This is a genomic window from Cereibacter ovatus (assembly GCF_900207575.1).
Classification (GTDB): domain Bacteria; phylum Pseudomonadota; class Alphaproteobacteria; order Rhodobacterales; family Rhodobacteraceae; genus Cereibacter_A; species Cereibacter_A ovatus.
The window spans coordinates 199,142-218,754 of the sequence record NZ_OAOQ01000004.1 but is presented as its reverse complement, the minus strand read 5'-3'; the positions used below and the strand labels follow the sequence as shown (position 1 = coordinate 218,754).

Sequence of the window (19,613 nt, the reverse complement as noted above, 5' to 3'; positions counted from 1 at the left end):
CGGGGCGCTGCCGTGACCGGCGCCCGCGGGATCTGGCGGGCGCGCTGGCGGTTTCTTGTCCGGCTGTTCGACCGGATCGATTCGGCCGATCTGAACCTTGCCGCGGCCGGTATCGCCTTTTACGGCTTCCTTGCGATCTTTCCTGCGGTGGCCTCCGTCATCTCGATCTGGGGCTGGGCGTCCGATCCGGGGGTGATCCGGCAGCAGATCGAGCTGGCACAGGATTATCTGCCGGCGCAGGCCTATGGGCTGATCCGTGATCAGATCGACTGGCTGCTGGCCGCGAACAGCCGCCACCTTGGCTGGGCCAGCGTCTTTTCCACACTTGTCGCGCTGTGGTCGTTTCGCACCGGGGTGGCGGCGCTGATCCGCGGGCTGAACGCGACGCATCGGCTGCCGAACCGGACCGGGCCGTGGCATATCGTGCGCGCCATCGTGTTGACCCTGACGCTGGTCGGGGTGGCGCTGGCGGCGATGCTCTTGTCGGTGGTGGCGCCGCTTGTGCTGACCTTCCTGCCGCTGGGTGGCTTTACCCAGCAGGTGCTGGAACTGGCGAATGCCGGGGTCGGGCTTCTGGTCGTGGTGTTCGGCGTGGCGCTGGTCTATCGGCTGGGGCCGAACCGGCCCGCGGGGGTGCCGCGGCCCGTCGTGTCATGGGGCCTTGTGGTGGCGGTGGCGCTGTGGGCGGCGGCCTCGCGGGCGTTCGTGATCTATCTGGCCAATTTCGGCAGCTACAACGAGGTCTATGGCTCGATCGGGGCGGTGGTGGCGCTGCTGGTCTGGCTTTACCTCAGTGCCTTTGCCGTGCTTCTGGGGGCCGCCATCGATGCGGTTCGGGCCGCGCCTCAGTAATCGCGTTCGATGAAGATCCCGAGGCTGGTGTTGCCGCTGCTGCCAGCACTGCCGCGCAGCGTGACGCCGGGGCGCACATCCAGATTCAGGTTGATCCGGCTTTGGCCCTGCTGGTCCACCTCGACCTGGGTATAGACATTGTCCGAGACATATTTCCCTGCCCGGACCGATGCGCTGCCCTCGGCATCGGTCGCCACATCCAGATCGTCCAGCCCGAAGCCCTGCCGCAGCCGGCCGATCACGCCTTCGCCGCCGCGCCCGGCCAGCGTCGCCACCGCGCCGGCCAGCTGGGCCGCCTGAAGCGGGCTGATCGTGTCAAGGCCGCGCCCGAACAGCAGCCGTGACAGCACCTCTTCCTGCGGCAGATCCGGCACCGAGGTGAAGGAAACTTCGGGCTCGTTCGCGCGGCCCTGAAGCCGGACCGAGGCGGTGATCCCGTCATTCTCGGTCGAGGCGAGGACGCGGACATACGGCACGAAATCGCCTTCAAGTTGCAGTTGCGCCTCGTTCAGGGTCAGCCGCTTGCCAAGGATGTCCAGCCGGCCCCGGATCAGGTTGAAGGCGCCGCTGGGCACGACATTGGCCGTGGTGCCGGCAAGGCGCAGCTCGCCGCCCAACTCGGCATCAAGGCCGCGGCCGCGGATGAAGATCCGGTCGGGGGCGCTGATGACCAGATCCAGCGGGAAGGGCCGCCGCGGGCCACCGCTGCGGGCCCCGCCCTCGCCGGGGATCATCCGCGCCCGGGCGCGGGTGGTGTGGACGGGCGCAGGTTCGTTCAGATGGCGCAGACCGTCCAGCCCCGAGGCGCCGCCGAAGCCGGTCGAGGGGATGCGGATCTCGGTCTCGTCCAGTGCGATGCGGCCGGCGATCCTTGCGCCGCCGGTCAAGGGCCCCGTCACCGTCACCCGCCCGTCGGCGGTGGTGCGGTAAAGTTCGGGGTCACGCAGCACGGCGCGGGTGATGTCGATGGCAAGATCGGCGGAAAGCGGCGGGGCAAGGCCGACCGACCCCGCCACCGCGATGCGGCCGCCGTTTGCGGGCCGGCCCGACACATCCACCTGCACCCGTCCGTCTGACAGCGTGCCGGCACCTTCCAGTGCCTCGACCGCCAGCCCGAAGCCGGGATCGGCCAGCCGCCCGTTCACCAGCGTCACCCGCCCCGACAGCGCCCCCAGCGAAGGCCGCCCGTTCAGCCGCAGATCGAACCGAACCGGCCCCGAGATCGTGCGCGGCTGGATGAACGGCCCGGCAAGGGCCGCCTGCGCGCTGCCCGTCGCGGCGATGTTGACGCTGGAAAAGTTCGGCGCCGCGGCCCCCTTGGCGCGCAGATCGATCCCGCCCGGCCCCTGGGCGCGCAGGTCGATCCGGTAGCCTTCCGGCCCCGGCAAGGCGGTGCCGGTCACGGTCAGCGGGCCGGGGAACTGGGGCGCCACCAGTGCAAGGTTGCCCAGCCGCGCGTCCAGGGCAAAGCCGCGCCCGGCGCCGCCCTCGGTGCCGCGGGCGTTCAGCGACAGCTGCGGGTTGCGCAGCACGGCGCTTTCGATCCCGATCCGGCCGCGGTCAAGGCGCACCGTCGCGGTCAGTCGCGTCTCGCCGGCAAGCAGCCGGTCGGCCTGTGCCTGCCCGACCCGCAGGCCGCGCCCGACCGCCTCGGCGGTCACGCGCGCATTGTCGGCGGTGCCGAGCAGCGTCGCCCGCGCCGTCAGCGCGCCGCCAAAGCCCGGGCCCATATCGGAAAGGTCGGTGAATGCGAGATCCGCCGTCAGCTCGCTGCCCGCGGTCGCCACCATCCCCGAGGCGGTCGCGCTCAGCCGGCGTGCCGTCACCGTCAGATCGCGCAGCCGCGTTCCCCCGGTGTCGCGCAGAACCGAAAACGTCACGCGCGAGTCGCCGGTCAGCAGGTTGTCCACCTCGGCCTGCCCGATGGCGAGATCGGTGCCGTTGATCGTTCCCGTGGCGTCGAACGCCCCCCCCAGCAGCGCCACCGAGCCTGCGATTTCCGCGTTTCCGCGGCCTTGCAGCGGTCGCCCGGCAAGGCCCGCAAAGCGCGACAGATCCTGAAACCGCACCGCGCCGGTGCCGCTGGCGGCAAAGCCGCTGGACAGCCCCGAAAGCGACAGCGCCGAGGTCAGGCCATAGTCCTGCCCGTCCAGTGTCACCTCGGGCAGTGTCAGCCCGTCGCTTGCCTGTGACCAGACAAAGCGTGCCCGCCCGCCGATCTCGGGGCCAAGCGCCGCGGCCAGCGCGGCATCCGCGGGCCGCAGACCCTGCGCGGCATAGCTTAGCGCGCCGTCAACCGTCGCCGCTCCCGCATTGCGCGCGATGCGGCCGGCACCGTCAAGCACCAGATGGGCTGCGGAAAATTCCGGCCGGTTCAGGTCTGACAGCTCGGCGCTGGCGGTCCAGCGGTCACCTGTGGTCGCATCATAGCGGATGGTCAGCCCGGCGCGGCCGACCCGTGTCGGCGGGCCCGACAGCGGCAGCAGCACCGGCTGGCCATCGGCGGCCGCCAGCGTGCCTTGCAGCGCGATCCGTTCCGGCAGGCCATCGGCGGCCAGTGTCAGGCTGCCGTCCAGCCGCAGGGCCTGCGTGGTCAGCAGCAGCCGGTTCAGACTTAACCGGCCATCGGTCGCGCGGGTGCCGGCCACATCCAGCCGCACATCCGGGCCGAAGAAATCGGCATAGGCCGGCAGGAACAGCGGCATCACATTGCCGCCGACGCGGGCGGTGAAGTCCCGTCCGCTGGCGCCATCGCCCTGCACCGTCACGCGGCCGGCCAGCCGATCCTGTCCGTCGGTGGCCAGCCGGATGTCGGCGGCATAGTCGGTGACGGGGCCGGTGCCCTTGACCGTCAGATCAAGGGGCGGCGTGCCCGGCAGATCCAGAAGGCGCGTGACGATGCCGCCCTGTGCCTCGGTCAGGTCAAGATCAAGCGCCAGAATCCGGCTTTGGTTCGAATAGCTTGCCGCCAGCGTGATCCGGCCCTTCGTGTCATCGGTGCGCGTGGCCAGAAGCTGCGCCTGCCCCTTGCCGCCGGCCAATGTGCCCGCCGCCTCAACCGAGGCGACGACCGGGGTTCCGATCACCGCCTGACCCAGAACCAGCCGCGGCGCGGCCACCCGGCCGATCTCGACCGAGACCGGCAGGTCCGGCAACGCAAACTCGGCCGCTTCGGGCGAAGGCGCGGCCGGGGTCTCGCCCTGCGGCAGACGATCCAGCACGATCTCGGCCGCGGTCAGTTCGCTCACCGACAACTGCCCGCGCAGCAGGGCAGAGCGGCTCCAGTCCAGCACGACCTGATTTAGGGTCAGCCAGATCCCTCGGTCATCCGCGATGGTCAGTCGCGCGATGGTGGCGCGCGACGACAAGGCCCCCGCGAAGCCTTCGATCCGCACCTCGCGCCCGGCCGAGGACAGCGTGTCCTCAAGCAGGCCCTGAAGAAAGCCGCGGTCCTCGGCCTCGGACTGGGCGAAGGCCGCGACGGGCAGAAAAAGCCAGAGCAGGAAAAGGATGATCCGCATCAGAACGCCTGCCCGATCCCGACATAAATCTGCACCCCGTCGCCGGTGTCGCCGCCGACGGGACTGGCCACATCCAGCCGGATCGGCCCGAAGCCGGTGTCATAGCGCAGGCCCAGCCCGGCGCCGGCATGCCAGTCGTCGCCGGCCGAAGACACGCCCTCGGCCGAAACCCAGCCGGCATCGACAAAGGCCACCAGACCGACCCGGCGTGTGATCGTGCCGCGCAGTTCGGCCGACAGCGCGGCAAAACGGGTGCCGCCGATCTTGTAATCGGGGTTCAGATCGTCGGGGCGCACCCCCAGCGACTGATAGGGCTGGCCGCGAACCGTGCCACCCCCGCCGGAATAGAACAGATATTCCCGCGGCGTGGCCAGCAGATCCGCCCCCAGCACCGCGCCCGCCTGCACCCGGCCGGCCAGCACCACGGGATGTTTCTCGCTGCCGATGGTGTGGAAGGCCCGCCCGTCCAGCGTCACCTGCCCGCCCGAATCGGTGTCCTGCATCCCCACGAACGGCGTGGCGCCCGCGGCAAGATAGGCGCCCCTGGTCGCGTTCAGATCGTTGTCGCGCGTGTTCCAGACCAGCGACAGCGGCATCGAGGCATAGCGGTAGATCGTGGCGCCATTTTCGTCCTCGACGTCGGACCATGCATAGCCCAGCCCAAGGCTGCCGGTCAGATGCGGGGTGAACCAGCGCGACAGCGTGGCCGTGACCGAGGCGGTGTCGGCCAGATAATCCTCTTCGTCCAGCCGTTCGATCTGGGCCCCGAAGGACAGGGTGGTGTCGGCGTCGATGGTGGCCGGGCGGTCCAGCGTCACGCCCAGCCGGTAATCCACGCCGCTGTCGGCCGCGCCGATATTGGCGATCTGGCCGCCCAGGGTCAGCCGCTCGCCGCCGCCCAGAAGGTTGCGGTGAATCCACTGCCCGCTGACCGTGGCGCCTTCAAGGCTGGAGATTTCGGCCCCGAAACTGTAGCGGCGCGGCAGTTCCTCGACCACGGTGGCGGTGATCCCCAGCAGGTCGGGCGGCGTGATCGCCCCGTCCTCGGTCACCGAGACCGAGCGGAAGATGCCGGTGCGGCGCAGACGCTCGGCGCTGCGATCAAGGCTGTCGGGGTCGAAGACCTCGCCCGTGGGCAGGCCCGCGATCTTGCGGATGCGCCGCGCGCTCATCCGGTCCTCGCCCTTGATGCGCAGATCGCCAAAGCGCAACCGCGGGCCCGGCCCCATGCGGATGTCGGCGTCAAGGATGCGGCGGGCGTGATCGGCCGTCACAACCTGTTCGGCCACATCCACCTTGGCATGACCCACCGCGCGCCAGCCCTTGGCGGCGGCGCGGGCGGCATCCTGCACCAGACCGCTTTGGGCAAGTTGTCCGCGGCGAAAGTCCTCGGGCAGGTCGGTTTCCGGGGCAAGTGGCGCGACCCGCGCCCGGCCGAAGTGGAAGGGCGGGCCGACCTGCACCCGGACCTCGATCCGGCGGATCGTGTCGGGTGCATCCAGTGGTGCAATCAGGGCAGCCTCGCGTCCGTCGATCAGCACGTTCACCACCGGCGAATAGTGGCCCAGACCGTAAAGCGCCATGACAAGCCGGCCGTATTCGGCCCGCGCGGCGCCGAACAGATCCTGCGCCTGTTCGTCCTTGCCGGCCCGGGCCGCCATCAGCGCCGAGGCGCCGCGGATCGTCTGTTCGACTTCGGCGTTACCGCCGGTTACGCGAAACTCCAGCTGTTCCAGTGCGCTGGCATGCGGGGTTGCCGCCGTGGTGGCAAGTGCAAAGGCGACAAGGGCCGCGAACGACCTGAAAGCTGGACCTGACACGCATCCTCCTTACGAGTGCGGATTGCCGAAACTATTGCAGGTTGCACGATATGCGGCAATCCGCGATCTGCCGGGCAGAGCGGTGTCGCGCCGGGCAGGGGGCCGGTCTGTCCGTGATCGTCTGGCCATCCATGGGGGCAAAGCCGCACGGGGCGCTTGTGGGATGCGAGCAGGTAGGCGATGTCAGCAGGGATGAGATTCTCGGGATGATTATCCGGGAACGGAAAAGGGCGGGGGGACACGGAATGTATATTGGTCTCGATCTGGGGACGTCGGGCCTGAAGGGTGTGTTGATCGATGACGATCAGCGCGTGCTGGCCGAGGCCACGGCGCCGTTGACGGTCAGCCGACCGCACGAGGGCTGGTCGGAACAATCGCCCGCCGACTGGATCGCCGCCGCCGAGGCGGTGATGGATCAACTGGGCGCGCGGGGTCTGGCCGAGGTGCGCGGCATCGGCCTTTCGGGCCAGATGCATGGCGCGACGCTGCTGGATGCCGCGGACGACGTGCTGCGGCCCTGCATCCTGTGGAACGACACCCGCAGCCATCTTGAGGCGGCAGAGCTGGACGCCGATCCGCGCTTTCGCGCCATCACCGGCAATATCGTCTTTCCGGGCTTTACCGCGCCAAAGCTGGTGTGGGTTGCACGGCACGAACCCGCGCTGCGCGACCGCGTGGCCAAGGTGCTGCTGCCCAAGGATTACCTGCGCCTGTGGCTGACCGGCGAGCATGTGGCCGAGATGTCGGATGCCGCGGGAACAAGCTGGCTGGATACCGGGGCGCGCGACTGGTCGGACGATCTGCTGGTCGCCACCGGGCTGTCGCGGTCCGAGATGCCGCGGCTGGTCGAAGGGTCGGCGGTGTCGGGGCAGTTGCGTCCGGCGCTGGCTGCGCGCTGGGGGTTGCCCGGCGGGGTGGTGGTCGCGGGCGGCGGCGGCGACAATGCGGCCTCGGCCGTGGGTGTGGGCGTGGTCCGCGCGGGCGAGGCTTTCGTCAGCCTCGGCACCTCGGGGGTGCTGTTTGCCGCGAACGACGGCTATCAGCCGGCGCCGGAAACCGCGGTGCATACCTTCTGCCATGCGCTGCCGGGGGCGTGGCACCAGATGGGGGTGATCCTGGCCGCGACCGATGCGCTGAACTGGTATGCGCGGCTGGTGGGGCAGGGGGCCTCGGCGCTGACGGCGGAACTGGGCGCGCTTCAGGCGCCGGGCAAGGCGCTGTTCCTGCCCTGTCTGGGCGGCGAGCGGACGCCGCTGAACGATGCCGCGATCCGGGGTGCCTTTACCGGGCTGGAGCATGCGACCGACCGCGCCGCGGGCACCCGCGCGGTGCTGGAAGGCGTGACCTTCGCGATCCGTGACTGCCGCGATGCACTGGCCGCCACGGGAACGCGGCTGGAAAACCTGATCGCGGTGGGGGGCGGGTCGCGCTCGGACTATTGGCTTCAGGCGATTGCCACGGCGCTTGATCTGCCGGTGCAACTGCCGGCCGCGGGCGATTTCGGCGGGGCCTTCGGGGCCGCGCGGCTGGCGCTGATGGCGGCCACCGGGGCCGGGGCCGAGATTGCGACGCTTCCCCCCGTCGCCCGCACCATCCCGCCGCAGCGCGCCCTGACCGCCGCCTTCGACGAGGCCCACGCCCGCTATCGCGCCGCGCAATCCGCCATCCGGGGTCTTGCCTGACCAACACCCGGACGCACATCCTTTCCCGGGCCTCGCTTGCCGGCCCGGGTGCCTGACGCCCTGCACCCCCGCCACGGACCGTCTTGAGGGACCATGCCATGACGACCTATCACCCCGCCGCCGACCGCTATCAGCGCATGATCTATCGCCGCTGCGGCCGGTCGGGATTGCAACTGCCGGCGATCTCTTTGGGGCTTTGGCACAATTTCGGCCATGATACGCCGCATGCCACCAAGCGCGCGATCTGCCGCACCGCCTTTGACCACGGCATCACCCATTTCGATCTGGCGAACAACTACGGCCCGCCACCCGGCAGCGCCGAACAAGCGTTCGGCGAGATTCTGAGAACCGATTTCAAGGGCTATCGGGATGAGCTGATCATTTCGTCGAAGGCGGGCTATCCGATGTGGTCCGGGCCCTATGGCGAGTGGGGCAGCCGCAAATACCTGCTGGCCTCGTGCGATCAGTCGCTGAAGCGGATGGGGCTGGATTACGTCGACATCTTCTATTCGCACCGCTTCGATCCCGAAACGCCGCTGGAAGAAACCATGCAGGCACTGGATCAGATCGTGCGTTCTGGCCGCGCGCTTTATGTCGGGATCTCCAGCTATAATTCCCGCCGCACGCGCGAGGCGGCGGCGATCCTGAAGGATCTGGGCACGCCCTGCCTGATCCATCAGCCCAGCTACAACATCCTGAACCGCTGGGTCGAGCATGACGGGCTGAAAGAGACCCTGGCCCAGCTTGGCATCGGCTCGATCGCGTTCACGCCGCTGGCGCAGGGCATCCTGACGCGAAAGTATCTTGCCGGTGTGCCCGAAGGCAGCCGCGCCGCGCAGGGCAAAAGCCTTGACCCGGCGACGATCACCCCCCGCGCGCTGCAATCGGTTCGGGCGCTGGACGCATTGGCGGCCCGGCGCGGACAGACGCTGGCGCAGATGGCGATCGCCTGGGTGCTGCGCGACGGCGCGATCACCACGGCCCTGATCGGCGCCTCGCGCCCGGAACAGGTGGTGGATTGCTGCGGCGCCATTGGCAACCTGGACTTCACCCCCGAGGAACTGGCCGAGATCGACCGGATTTCCGCCGAGGAAGACATCAACCTGTGGGCGCGCTCGTCCGAAGCCGAATAGGCCCGCAGGCCCCGGCGTCCCCCGGCCGGGTGACGCAGGGACGCGGTCAGATGCGGCGCAGGCTGGCGGTGACGTAGTTCACCGACAGGTCGCGGGCCGACAGGCTCCAGCTCCAGCTGATCGGGTTGAACACCATGCCCTTGCGGTCCACCGGATCAAGGCCGGCCTTGCGGATCAGGTCGTAAAGTTCTTCCGGGGTGATGAACTTCGCCCAGTCATGGGTGCCCTTGGGCAGCCAGCGCATGATCCATTCGGCGCCGACGATGGCCATGGCGAAGCTTTTCGGATTGCGGTTCAGGGTCGAGCAGACCATCAGCCCGCCCGGCTTCAGCAGATCGTGGCAGGCGGTCAGATAGGCCAGCGGATCGGCCACATGTTCCACCACTTCCATGTTCAGCACCACGTCGAACCGCTCGCCCGCGGCGGCCAGCGCCTCGGCGGTGGTGTTGCGGTAGTCGATGGTCAGGCCCGATTGTTCGGCGTGAAGCCGTGCCACCGGAATGTTGCGGGGCGCTGCATCCGCGCCGACCACATCCGCCCCGAGTCGCGCCATCGGTTCCGACAGCAACCCCCCACCGCAGCCGATATCCAGAAGCCGCAGGCCGGCGAAGGGCCGGGGCTGCGACAGATCGCGACCGAACTCGGCCGCAATCTGCTGGGTGATGTAATCCAGCCGGCAGGGGTTCATCTCGTGCAGGGGCTTGAATTTGCCGTGGGGGTTCCACCATTCCGCGGCCATGGCCTCGAACTTGGCGACTTCGGCCGGGTCGATCGTGGTGGTGGTCTCCATGGCAAACTCCTTGCGGTATTCCTGGTAGCGGATCGGGCTGGCGGGGTTATATAGGACGTCATGGATCAAAGGTCAGGCCAAAAGCGCGCAGTCGAATACCTTTACCCGTCGATCGACCCGTTCGATCAGCGGGTGATCGACATGGGCGACGGCCACCGCATCTATGTCGAGCAATGCGGCAACCCCGACGGCCAGCCGGTTCTGGTGCTGCATGGCGGGCCGGGCGGCGGGTGCAGCCCGTCGATGCGGCGCTATTTCGACCCCGAACGCTATCGTGTGGTGCTGTTCGATCAGCGCGGTTGCGGCCGGTCGCGGCCCCATGCCTCGGTCGAGGCGAACACGACATGGCATCTGGTGGCGGATATCGAGGCGATCCGGCACAAGCTGGGCATCGACCGCTGGGCCTGTTTCGGCGGCAGCTGGGGGGCGACGCTGGCGCTGATCTATGCCATCAGCCACCCGGATCGCGTGACGCATCTGGTGCTGCGCGGCGTGTTCCTGATGATGCAGTCGGAACTTGACTGGTTCTATGGCGGCGGCGCGGCGGCGTTCTTTCCCGATCTCTGGGCGAAGTTCGTGGCCCCGGTGCCGCAGGTCGAACGGGCCGACCTGATCTCGGCCTATCACCGGCGGCTGTTCTCGGGCAACCTGATGGAGGAAAGCCGCTTCGGCCGTGCCTGGGCGAACTGGGAAAACGCGCTTGCCTCGGTCACACAGGACGGGCCGGTGGGGGAAAGCCCGTCGGAATATGCCCGGGCCTTCGCGCGGCTGGAAAACCATTATTTCTGCCATGGCGGTTTTCTGGAAAGCGACGGCTGGATCCTGTCGAACCGCCACCGGATCGAACATATCCCGGCCGTGATCGTGCAGGGTCGCTATGACATGATCTGCCCGCCGGTTTCGGCCTGGCGGCTGGCCGACGGCTGGGACAAGGCCGAATTGCGGCTGGTTCCGCTGTCGGGTCATGCACTGTCCGAGCCGGGCATCAGCGCCGAACTGGTGCGGGTCATGGACGACCTTTCGCGCTAGGTTCGGCGCCCGGCGACCCAGCTTCGAATTTGACACGATTTTCACGCTTGCGTGACGCTTGCAGGCCCCAAAACCCCCTCCTATATACGCCCGGTAGCCGGAAGGGGCGCCACCCCGGACGGCCTGAAATCGGGATCGGGGATCGGACGCCGAAAGTCGGGCCTGCCCCCCACATCATCGCCGCAAGAGAGGTGCATACATGGCCAAAGTCATCGGGATCGACCTCGGGACGACGAACTCGTGCGTTGCCATCATGGATGGCGCGCAGCCCCGCGTGATCGAGAACTCGGAAGGGGCGCGCACGACGCCCTCGATCGTCGGTTTCACCGACAACGAACGCCTCGTGGGCCAGCCGGCCAAACGTCAGGCGGTCACCAACCCGTCGAACACCGTTTTCGCTGTCAAACGTCTGATCGGCCGCCGCGTCGGCGATGCCGAGGTCGAGAAGGACAAGAAGCTTGTCCCCTATTCGATCGTGAACGGCGGCAACGGCGATGCCTGGGTTGAGGTCCGCGGCGAGAAATACTCGCCCAGCCAGATTTCCGCCTTCATCCTGCAAAAGATGAAGGAAACCGCCGAAGCCTATCTGGGCGAGACGGTCACGCAGGCCGTCATCACCGTGCCCGCGTATTTCAACGACGCCCAGCGTCAGGCCACCAAGGACGCCGGCAAGATTGCCGGCCTTGAAGTGCTGCGCATCATCAACGAGCCGACCGCCGCCGCGCTGGCCTATGGTCTGGACAAGAAGGAAACCCGCACCATCGCGGTCTATGACCTTGGCGGCGGCACCTTCGACATCACCATTCTGGAAATCGACGACGGCCTGTTCGAGGTGAAATCGACCAACGGGGACACGTTCCTTGGCGGCGAAGACTTCGACATGCGGATCGTCAACTACCTGGCCGACGAGTTCAAGAAAGAGCATGGCGTCGACCTGACGCTCGACAAGATGGCGCTTCAGCGGCTGAAGGAAGCGGCGGAAAAGGCCAAGATCGAACTGTCGTCCAGCCAGCAGACCGAAATCAACCAGCCCTTCATCAGCATGGACCGCAACACCGGCCAGCCGCTGCACATGGTGATGAAGCTGACCCGCGCCAAGCTGGAAAGCCTGGTCGGCGACCTGATCAAGAAGTCGATGAAACCCTGCGAAGCCGCGCTGAAGGATGCCGGTGTCTCCAAGGCCGACATCGACGAGGTGGTTCTGGTCGGCGGCATGACCCGGATGCCGAAAGTGGTCGAGGAAGTGACCAAGTTCTTCGGCAAGGAACCCCACAAGGGCGTGAACCCCGATGAGGTCGTGGCGCTGGGCGCCGCCATTCAGGCCGGCGTTCTGCAAGGCGACGTGAAGGACGTGGTTCTGCTGGACGTGACCCCGCTTTCGCTGGGGATCGAGACGCTGGGCGGCGTGTTCACCCGGCTGATCGACCGCAACACCACGATCCCGACCAAGAAAAGCCAGGTGTTCTCGACCGCCGAAGACAACCAGAACGCGGTGACGATCCGGGTGTTCCAGGGCGAGCGCGAAATGGCGGCCGACAACAAGATGCTCGGCCAGTTCAACCTTGAAGACATCCCGCCGGCCCCGCGCGGCATGCCGCAGATCGAGGTGACGTTCGACATCGACGCCAACGGCATCGTGTCGGTCAGCGCCAAGGACAAGGGCACCGGCAAGTCGCAGAACATCACCATTCAGGCGTCGGGCGGTCTGTCCGACGACGATATCGAAAAGATGGTGAGGGACGCCGAAGCCAACGCCGAAGCCGACAAGAAGCGCCGCGAGCTGGTGGAAACCAAGAACCAGGCCGAAAGCCTGCTGCATTCGACGAAAAAATCCATCGAAGAGCATGGCGACAAGGTCGATCCTTCGACGGTCGAGGCGATCGAGCTTGCGATGGGCGCGCTGGAAGAAAGCCTCAAGTCCGAGGATGCCGGCAAGATCAAGGGCGGCATCCAGAACCTGACCGAAGCCGCGATGCGGCTGGGCGAGGCGATCTACAAGGCCAGCCAGTCCGAAGCCGGCGCCGCGCCGGACGAGGACGGTCCGCGGTCGGTCGATGATGATATCGTCGATGCCGACTTCGAGGATCTCGGCGAAAACAAGCGGAAGTAAGGCCGCAGCGGAACGGGGTGGGGGCGGTCTCGAAAGGGCCGCCCCACTCACGTTGCCCAAGGGGATGTGCCAATGGCAAAACGCGATTACTATGAGGTTCTGGGCGTGTCCCGCGGCGCCTCGGCGGACGAGTTGAAAAAGGCTTACCGCACGAAGGCCAAGGAACTGCACCCCGACCGGAACGCGGACAATCCTCAGGCCGAGGCCCAGTTCAAGGAAGTGAACGAGGCCTATGACGTCCTGCGCGATGCCGACAAGAAGGCGGCCTATGACCGTTACGGTCACGCAGCCTTCGAAGGCGGCATGGGCGGTGGCGGCGGTGGCGCGCGGCATGGCTATGGCCAGCAGGCCGATTTCGCCTCGGCCTTTTCCGACGTGTTCGAGGACCTGTTCGGCGATTTCATGGGGGGCCGCGGGGGCGGTGGCCGCGCGCGGGCGCAGCGTGGGTCGGACCTGCGCTACAACCTGCGGGTGACGCTGGAAGAAGCCTTCAAGGGGGTCCAGAAAACCATCAACGTGCCGGCCTCGATCGCCTGCGATGCCTGCAAGGGCACCGGCGCCGAGGGCGGGGCGGAACCCGTGACCTGCCCGACCTGTTCGGGCATGGGCAAGGTCCGCGCGCAGCAAGGATTTTTCACGGTCGAGCGCACTTGCCCGACCTGCAACGGCGCCGGCCAGATCGTAAAGAACCCGTGCAAATCCTGCCACGGCGCCGGCCGGGTCGAAAAGGAACGCTCGCTGTCGGTCAACATTCCCGCGGGGGTGGAAACCGGCACCCGTATCCGTCTTGCCGGCGAGGGCGAGGCCGGGATGCGCGGTGGGCCGGCGGGCGACCTTTACATCTTCATCGAGGTGCGCGAGCACGCGATCTTCCAGCGCGACGGGATGCATCTGTTCTGCCGGGTGCCTGTCTCGATCACCGCGGCGGCGCTGGGCGGCGAGGTCGAAGTGCCGACCATCGACGGTGGGTCAAGCCGGGTGAAGATCCCGGCTGGCAGCCAGACCGGCAAGCAGATGCGGCTGCGCAGCAAGGGGATGCCGGCGCTGCGGGGCGGCGGTGTTGGCGACATGCTGATCGAACTGGCGGTCGAGACCCCGGTAAACCTAACCACCCGCCAGAAGGAACTTCTGCGCGAGTTCGAGAAACTCTCCGAGGACAACAACCCCGAGGGCAAAAGTTTCTTCTCGAAGGTCAAGGGGTTCTGGGACGGCATGACCGGCTGACGCCTGGTTTCCATGCGATTTCCGGCCGCGCCGTCTGGATGGTGCCGGCCCGGTTTACGGCCGCGCCTCTGGTGCGGCCGTTTTGTTAACCAGACATCAACCATGCGCCGGGCAGTCTTGCGGGATGTGCCCGACTCATGCCTTTCACGAAGCTGCGCTTCCGCTTTTCCCCGGCGACGAGGATGAGGCCATGCCCGTGCCGGTGGCGGGCCGTCTGCCGTCCTATATCGCCGACCATCGCAAACGCCTGCGCACCCGGTTCAGCGACGGCGGCGCGGCCGCCATGCCGGATTACGAACTGTTGGAACTGCTGCTGTTCCGCACCATCCCGCGGCAGGATGTCAAACCGCTGGCCCGCCGGCTGATCGACCGTTTCGGCGACCTGAACCGAGTGGTGACGGCCGCGCCCGCCCGGCTGATCGAGGTCGAGGGCGTGGGCGAGGCGGTGGTGCAGGATCTGAAGATCCTTGAGGCGGTGGCGCAGCGCATGGCGCGGGCGCGGGTGATGCACCAGCCGGTGCTGTCGTCCTGGGCGGCGCTGCTGGATTACTGCCACACCGCGATGGCGCACCGAGAGACGGAACAGTTCCGCATCCTGTTCCTTGACCGCAAGAACGTGCTGATTGCGGATGAGGAACAGGCCCGCGGCACCGTGGATCATGTTCCCGTCTACCCGCGAGAGGTGGTGAAACGGGCGCTGGAGTTGAACGCTTCGGCGTTGATTCTGGTTCATAATCACCCCTCGGGCGATCCCACCCCGTCCGAGGCCGACATGACCATGACCGCACTGGTGCAAGAGGCGGCGGCGACGCTTGGGATTACGCTGCACGACCATCTGGTGATCGGCAAGGGGCGCGAACTCAGCTTCAGGGCGCAAGGCTATCTGTGACGGGGCGCAGCCAAAGTTCGACCCGGCGGTTCATCCGCTGTCCGGCCATGGTGGTGTCGCAGGCGAGCGGCAGCGCCTCGCCAAAGCCCGCGATCAACGGGGCCGGTTGATCGGGCACCGCTTCGCGCAAGGCGGCCGCCACCTTCGCCGCGCGGCTTTGCGACAGCGCCAGATTTTCACTGGCCGGTCCACGCCCGTCGGAAAAGCCTACCAGCATCAGTTGCTGGCCGCGGAACCGGCCGATTTCGATCAGCTTGGCCAGCTCCATCAGATTGTCGCGGCTTTGCGGTTCCAGCTCGTCGGTGCCATCCTGAAACCGGAAGGTCAGCGACAGCCGGTCGGCGCCCGCCATCGCCGCGGTCAGCCGCTGCAATTCGGCCAGCGGAACCTCGGGGCCGGCGCCGCGGATGGCGTTCATCAGGCGCTGGCCGTCGGATGCCAGCGCCACGCGCCCCGGCAAACGGTCGACGAACCCCGCGGAGGCAACGGCCTGCTGCGCGGCGGCGGCGGGCAGAAACTCCAGAAACTCGCGCGCCACCAGTGGAAGCCGGCGCTGCGGCGTGACCAGAAACACCGGCAGCGCCAGCGGATAATCCTCGGCCTTGACCGCAAAGGCGGTGGGCGCCAGCGGAAAGCCGCAGCTGTCGGTCAGGGGCAGGATGCGCGCCGCGCCCCCGGCGGTCTGGCCGGTGATCGCCAGCGCATAGGGGTCGCGCGCCACTGCGGCGGCAAGGCTGGCAAGGTCGGGATGGGTGACGGCCGCGGCGATCGGGCGGCCCAGACGCGCCTCGAGCGCGGCTTGCAGGCTGATGTCGCGCGCCAGCGCATGCAGCACCAGCGGCATGTCCGGCCCGCCCAGTTCGGCCCAGTTCGCAATCTCGCCCGACAGCGCGCGGGCCAGATCGCGCGTGGCGATGCGCGGCAGCGGGTTGTCGGGGGCGACGATCGGCACCAGCGCGTCATGTGCCAGCAGCCGCGTCGTCATGCCGGGATCGGCATGGGCCGAGACGACCAGTTCCGCCGAACCATCCGCCAGCGCCGCCGCCGCCGTCGCCGGGGTGGCCGGGGTAAAGCTGACGTGGGCCACCGGGCGGCCCTTGGCGTCGCGCACCTCGGCGGCGAAGCCGCTTTCGCGCGGTTCGGTGGTCACGGCAAAGCCGCGCACCTTGGCGAAGGCGTGCAGCACGCGCGGCAGCAGATCGTTGCCGGCCTCGGTCGCGCCAAGGATGCGAATCTGGGCCAACGGCGCGGTCAGTTCGGGGCAGGCGGGGCCCTGGCAGGTGACGCCTGCGGAATCGACGGTCATCGGGCCGTATTTCGTGGCGATCCGGTAGAATTCGCCGTCAAAGCCCAGCAGCGTGCCATCCAGCGTGATCGCCCCGCTGCGCGAGGTCAGCGTGATGTCCTGCGCGGCTGCGGGGCCAAAAGACAGACCTGCGGCGACAACCGCCGCGCGCCACCAATTCGACCCCATGCCGTTCCCGCCGCCCCTATCCTGAGGCCGCCATGGTTAGCGTGCGTGGCAGATTCTTCAACACGATATAGTCGCCCACCGCGTCGCAACCCGGCATGGCAAGCGTCAGTTCCGCCACATGCGGGCGGCCGCCGACGCTTGTCAGCGTTTCGGCCAGCAATTCGTGGCCGCAGGTGCGATCCGTCACCGCGGCTTCCAGTTGGACCGCGACCGGCGCACCATCGGCAGGATAGGTATAGACCTCGGCCAGCATCGGCTGCGCCACCCCGGCATCGCCCAGAAGCGACAGAAAGCCCGCCGCATCGCCCGTCCGCCGCGGATCGACCGCCGAGACATGCCCCGGGTCGCCATGGCGGGCGCCGTTCGACAGGGCATGGACCTGAAAGGCATCCTCGCCGATCCATTGCACGCCAAACCGCCGCAGGGTTGCGATTTCGGGAACCGGCCGGGCTGCCGCGACCGTGGTGCCATCGCCGAACCGGACGGACACCGAACCCCCCGCGTCAAGTGCCGGAAGATGGGCCAGAAGATGCCCGGAATCCGACACGCGCCCGGTGACGGCAAGGCCCGCGTGGCGAAGGACCACCCGCTCGCCGGCGTGGCAGGCGGCGTGAAGGCTGACGGCAAGCACCGCCGCGGGCTCTGTCGCAAGATCGAGGGTTACGGTGCAGGCGGCTTGTGCGTTCAGCGGTGCCGGAACCGGCGCCTCGACGGGCAGGGTCAGGCGGGTAGGCTGGTCAAGCGGGGGCGTCTGGATGCGCAGCGCGGGCGCAGCGATTGCCGTCGCGGCGGTGGCTTCGATCCGCTCGGGCCGTTCCGCGGGGGCGTCGGCGCGCTGGGCGTAGCCCTCCATGTAGCGCCCCGCACCCAGCGCCAGGGCAAGTGTCACGCCAGCGGTTGCCAGTTTTCGCGCCAGTTCCATCGACTCGCCCCATCATGCTTAAGTCGTGCCAGAGCTATGCGGTAAAACCGACCAATCCGTGGCAGAACTTTGGAATGTAACCGGATCTCTTACGAGAGTGGCTTGCTCGGAATGGATAAAAACACCATTCTGCCATGATTTTGCCGGGAGTTGCGGCGGGCCTGGTCCATCCCGTCCGACAGGCGGGTGCAAAGCAAAAGGCCGGCCGAGGGGATCGGCCGGCCTTGATGCAGGGGCAAAGGGGGTCAGGCGCGCTTGGTCACCATGGCCACACCCAGCGTTTCCAGAACCTTGCGCTCGATGTCGGCGGCGTTCAGGCCGGCGACGGCATACATCGCCTCGGCGCTGTTCTGGTCGATGAAGATATCGGGCAGCACCATCGAACGGTAACGGATGCCGCGGTCGAACACGCCTTCCTCGGCCAGAAGCTGGGCGACATGGCTGCCGAAGCCGCCGATGGCGCCCTCTTCGATCGTGATCAGCGCCTCGTGATGGGCGGCCAGTTGCAGGATCAGGTCGCGGTCAAGCGGCTTGGCAAAGCGCGCGTCGGCCACGGTGGGCGAGATCCCGCGCTGGGCCAGCGCCTCGGCGGCCTGCTGCACTTCCTGAAGCCGCGTGCCGAAAGACAGCAGCGCCACGCGGCTGCCCTCGCGCATGATGCGGCCGCGGCCGATTTCCAGCGGCACGCCGCGCGCGGGCATGTCCAGCCCGATACCGTCACCGCGGGGATAGCGGAAGGCGATCGGGCCTTCGTCATGCGCGGCGGCGGTGGCGACCATGTGGAACAGTTCGGCCTCGTCCGCGGCGGCCATCACCACCATGCCGGGCAGGTTGGCAAGGAACGCGGTGTCGAAGGCGCCGGCGTGCGTCGCGCCATCGGCACCCACCAGACCCGCGCGGTCGATGGCAAAGCGCACTGGCAGGCGCTGGATCGCCACGTCATGCACGATCTGGTCATAGCCGCGTTGCAGGAAGGTCGAATAGATCGCGCAGAACGGCCGCAGCCCCCCGGCGGCCAGACCGGCCGAGAAGGTCACGGCATGCTGTTCGGCAATGCCCACGTCAAAGCACCGCTTCGGGAACCGTTCGGCAAAAAGGTTCAACCCGGTGCCGTCCGGCATCGCCGCGGTGACGGCGCAGATGCGTTCGTCGGTTTCGGCTTCCTTGATCAGGCTTTGCGCGAAGACCTTGGTGTAGGACGGCGCGTTCGACACGGCCTTGACCTGCGCGCCGGTCAGCACGTCGAACTTGTTCGTCGCATGGCCGCGGTCGCGGGCGGCCTCGGCCGGGGCATAGCCTTTGCCCTTCTTGGTGATGACATGGATCAGCACCGGGCCGCTTGCCCGCTGTTTCACCGTGCGCAGCACCGGCAAAAGCTGGTCCAGATCGTGGCCGTCGATCGGGCCGACATAGGAAAAGCCCAGTTCTTCAAACAGGGTGCCGCCGACGGTGACGCTTTTCAGCATCTCTTTCGCGCGGCGGGCGCCTTCCTGGAAGGGTTCCGGCAAAAGACCCAGCGCGCCCTTGGCGGCGGCCTTGAAATCCTGGAACGGCGCGCCGGCGTAAAGCCGCGACAGATACGACGACAGCGCGCCGACGGGGGGCGCGATGCTCATTTCATTGTCGTTCAGGATGACGATGACGCGCTTTTTCAGGTGGCCGCCGTGGTTCAGCGCCTCGAACGCCATGCCGGCCGACATCGAGCCGTCGCCGATGATCGCGATGGCATCGCCCGGATCGCCGCCCAGTTCGCGCGCTGCGGCAAAGCCCACCGCCGCCGAGATCGAGGTGGACGAATGGCCCGCGCCGAAGCAGTCATAGGGGCTTTCCGACCGTTTGGTGAAGCCCGACAGACCGCCACCCGTCCGCAGTGTGCGGATGCGGTCGCGCCGCCCGGTCAGGATCTTGTGCGGATAGCACTGGTGGCCCACGTCCCAGATGATCTTGTCGCGCGGCGCGTCAAAGACCGCGTGCAGCGCCACCGTCAGTTCCACCACGCCAAGGCCGGCGCCAAGGTGCCCGCCCGTCACCGACACGGCCGAGACCGTCTCGGCGCGCAACTCGTCGGCAAGGTTGTGCAACTCCCGGTCGGTAAGGCCCTTGAGATCGACCGGAAGTGTTACCCGGTCGAGCGTCGGCGTGCGGGGTCTGTCGGTCATGGTCTTCC

Annotated in this window: 13 protein-coding genes; 7 read left to right on the top strand and 6 right to left on the bottom strand. The window is 67.8% G+C overall.

The annotated features are described in order from the left end of the window. Window positions 1-12: 12 nt before the first annotated feature. Window positions 13-852 carry a YihY/virulence factor BrkB family protein gene (locus CRO07_RS07275; RefSeq protein WP_235840951.1) on the top strand — a complete coding sequence of 280 codons (840 nt, stop codon included), beginning with the start codon at window positions 13-15 and terminating at the stop codon, window positions 850-852. Here the strand turns inward: CRO07_RS07275 and CRO07_RS07270 are convergent. Next, on the bottom strand, window positions 846-4,373 hold the full coding sequence (locus tag CRO07_RS07270) for a translocation/assembly module TamB domain-containing protein (protein ID WP_097030025.1): 3,528 nt from the start codon (window positions 4,371-4,373) through the stop codon (window positions 846-848). The genes CRO07_RS07275 and CRO07_RS07270 overlap by 7 nt on opposite strands. Continuing rightward, entirely contained in the window at window positions 4,373-6,193 is a 1,821-nt protein-coding gene (locus CRO07_RS07265) for an autotransporter assembly complex protein TamA (RefSeq protein ID WP_097030024.1), read from the bottom strand. The genes CRO07_RS07270 and CRO07_RS07265 overlap by 1 nt, the downstream gene beginning before the upstream one ends. A 245-nt stretch (window positions 6,194-6,438) precedes the next feature. Between CRO07_RS07265 and xylB the strand changes: the two genes are divergently transcribed. Together xylB and mgrA are read left to right on the top strand one after the other, a co-directional pair. Continuing rightward, window positions 6,439-7,875: a xylulokinase gene (gene xylB, locus CRO07_RS07260; RefSeq protein ID WP_097030023.1), complete on the top strand. Its 1,437-nt coding sequence runs from the start codon at window positions 6,439-6,441 to the stop codon at window positions 7,873-7,875. A 98-nt stretch (window positions 7,876-7,973) separates the two neighbouring features. After that, window positions 7,974-9,008 carry an L-glyceraldehyde 3-phosphate reductase gene (mgrA, locus tag CRO07_RS07255; protein ID WP_097030022.1) on the top strand — a complete coding sequence of 345 codons (1,035 nt, stop codon included), beginning with the start codon at window positions 7,974-7,976 and terminating at the stop codon, window positions 9,006-9,008. A 46-nt stretch (window positions 9,009-9,054) separates the two neighbouring features. Here the strand turns inward: mgrA and ubiG are convergent, their stop codons facing one another. Next, the gene (gene ubiG / locus CRO07_RS07250) at window positions 9,055-9,798 is read right to left on the bottom strand and encodes a bifunctional 2-polyprenyl-6-hydroxyphenol methylase/3-demethylubiquinol 3-O-methyltransferase UbiG (RefSeq protein ID WP_097030021.1); all 744 of its coding nucleotides are present in this window, start codon (window positions 9,796-9,798) and stop codon (window positions 9,055-9,057) included. Between the two features lie 60 nt (window positions 9,799-9,858). On the opposite strand from ubiG, the gene pip reads away from it, so the two are divergent. From pip to radC, 4 genes are all read left to right on the top strand, one after another. Then, window positions 9,859-10,827, top strand: coding sequence for a prolyl aminopeptidase (pip, locus tag CRO07_RS07245; protein ID WP_097030020.1), 969 nt, complete (start codon window positions 9,859-9,861; stop codon window positions 10,825-10,827). Between the two features lie 199 nt (window positions 10,828-11,026). Continuing rightward, window positions 11,027-12,937, top strand: coding sequence for a molecular chaperone DnaK (dnaK, locus tag CRO07_RS07240; protein WP_097030019.1), 1,911 nt, complete (start codon window positions 11,027-11,029; stop codon window positions 12,935-12,937). Between the two features lie 72 nt (window positions 12,938-13,009). Continuing rightward, the gene (dnaJ, locus tag CRO07_RS07235; protein ID WP_097030018.1) at window positions 13,010-14,161 is read left to right on the top strand and encodes a molecular chaperone DnaJ; all 1,152 of its coding nucleotides are present in this window, start codon (window positions 13,010-13,012) and stop codon (window positions 14,159-14,161) included. Window positions 14,162-14,285: 124 nt separating this feature from the next. Further along, window positions 14,286-15,050 carry a RadC family protein gene (radC, locus tag CRO07_RS07230; protein ID WP_097030017.1) on the top strand — a complete coding sequence of 255 codons (765 nt, stop codon included), beginning with the start codon at window positions 14,286-14,288 and terminating at the stop codon, window positions 15,048-15,050. Here the strand turns inward: radC and CRO07_RS07225 are convergent. The 3 genes from CRO07_RS07225 to dxs form a co-directional block, all read right to left on the bottom strand. Next, window positions 15,028-16,524: a phosphate ABC transporter substrate-binding/OmpA family protein gene (locus CRO07_RS07225; RefSeq protein ID WP_097030016.1), complete on the bottom strand. Its 1,497-nt coding sequence runs from the start codon at window positions 16,522-16,524 to the stop codon at window positions 15,028-15,030. The genes radC and CRO07_RS07225 overlap by 23 nt on opposite strands. A gap of 16 nt (window positions 16,525-16,540) precedes the next feature. Continuing rightward, window positions 16,541-17,413 (bottom strand): hypothetical protein, encoded by an 873-nt coding sequence (locus CRO07_RS07220; RefSeq protein ID WP_204839986.1) that lies wholly within the window; start codon window positions 17,411-17,413, stop codon window positions 16,541-16,543. Window positions 17,414-17,691: 278 nt separating this feature from the next. After that, window positions 17,692-19,605 (bottom strand): 1-deoxy-D-xylulose-5-phosphate synthase, encoded by a 1,914-nt coding sequence (gene dxs / locus CRO07_RS07215; protein WP_097030014.1) that lies wholly within the window; start codon window positions 19,603-19,605, stop codon window positions 17,692-17,694. Between the last annotated feature and the right edge of the window lie 8 nt (window positions 19,606-19,613).

Coding starts and splice junctions, on each gene's coding strand:
- dnaK (WP_097030019.1), top strand. CDS start 11,027: ATGGCCAAAGTCATCGGGATCGACCTCGGGACGACGAACTCGTGCGTT.
- mgrA (WP_097030022.1), top strand. CDS start 7,974: ATGACGACCTATCACCCCGCCGCCGACCGCTATCAGCGCATGATCTAT.
- CRO07_RS07225 (WP_097030016.1), bottom strand. CDS start 16,524: ATGGGGTCGAATTGGTGGCGCGCGGCGGTTGTCGCCGCAGGTCTGTCT.
- dxs (WP_097030014.1), bottom strand. CDS start 19,605: ATGACCGACAGACCCCGCACGCCGACGCTCGACCGGGTAACACTTCCG.
- CRO07_RS07270 (WP_097030025.1), bottom strand. CDS start 4,373: ATGCGGATCATCCTTTTCCTGCTCTGGCTTTTTCTGCCCGTCGCGGCC.
- dnaJ (WP_097030018.1), top strand. CDS start 13,010: ATGGCAAAACGCGATTACTATGAGGTTCTGGGCGTGTCCCGCGGCGCC.
- radC (WP_097030017.1), top strand. CDS start 14,286: ATGTGCCCGACTCATGCCTTTCACGAAGCTGCGCTTCCGCTTTTCCCC.
- pip (WP_097030020.1), top strand. CDS start 9,859: ATGGATCAAAGGTCAGGCCAAAAGCGCGCAGTCGAATACCTTTACCCG.
- xylB (WP_097030023.1), top strand. CDS start 6,439: ATGTATATTGGTCTCGATCTGGGGACGTCGGGCCTGAAGGGTGTGTTG.
- ubiG (WP_097030021.1), bottom strand. CDS start 9,798: ATGGAGACCACCACCACGATCGACCCGGCCGAAGTCGCCAAGTTCGAG.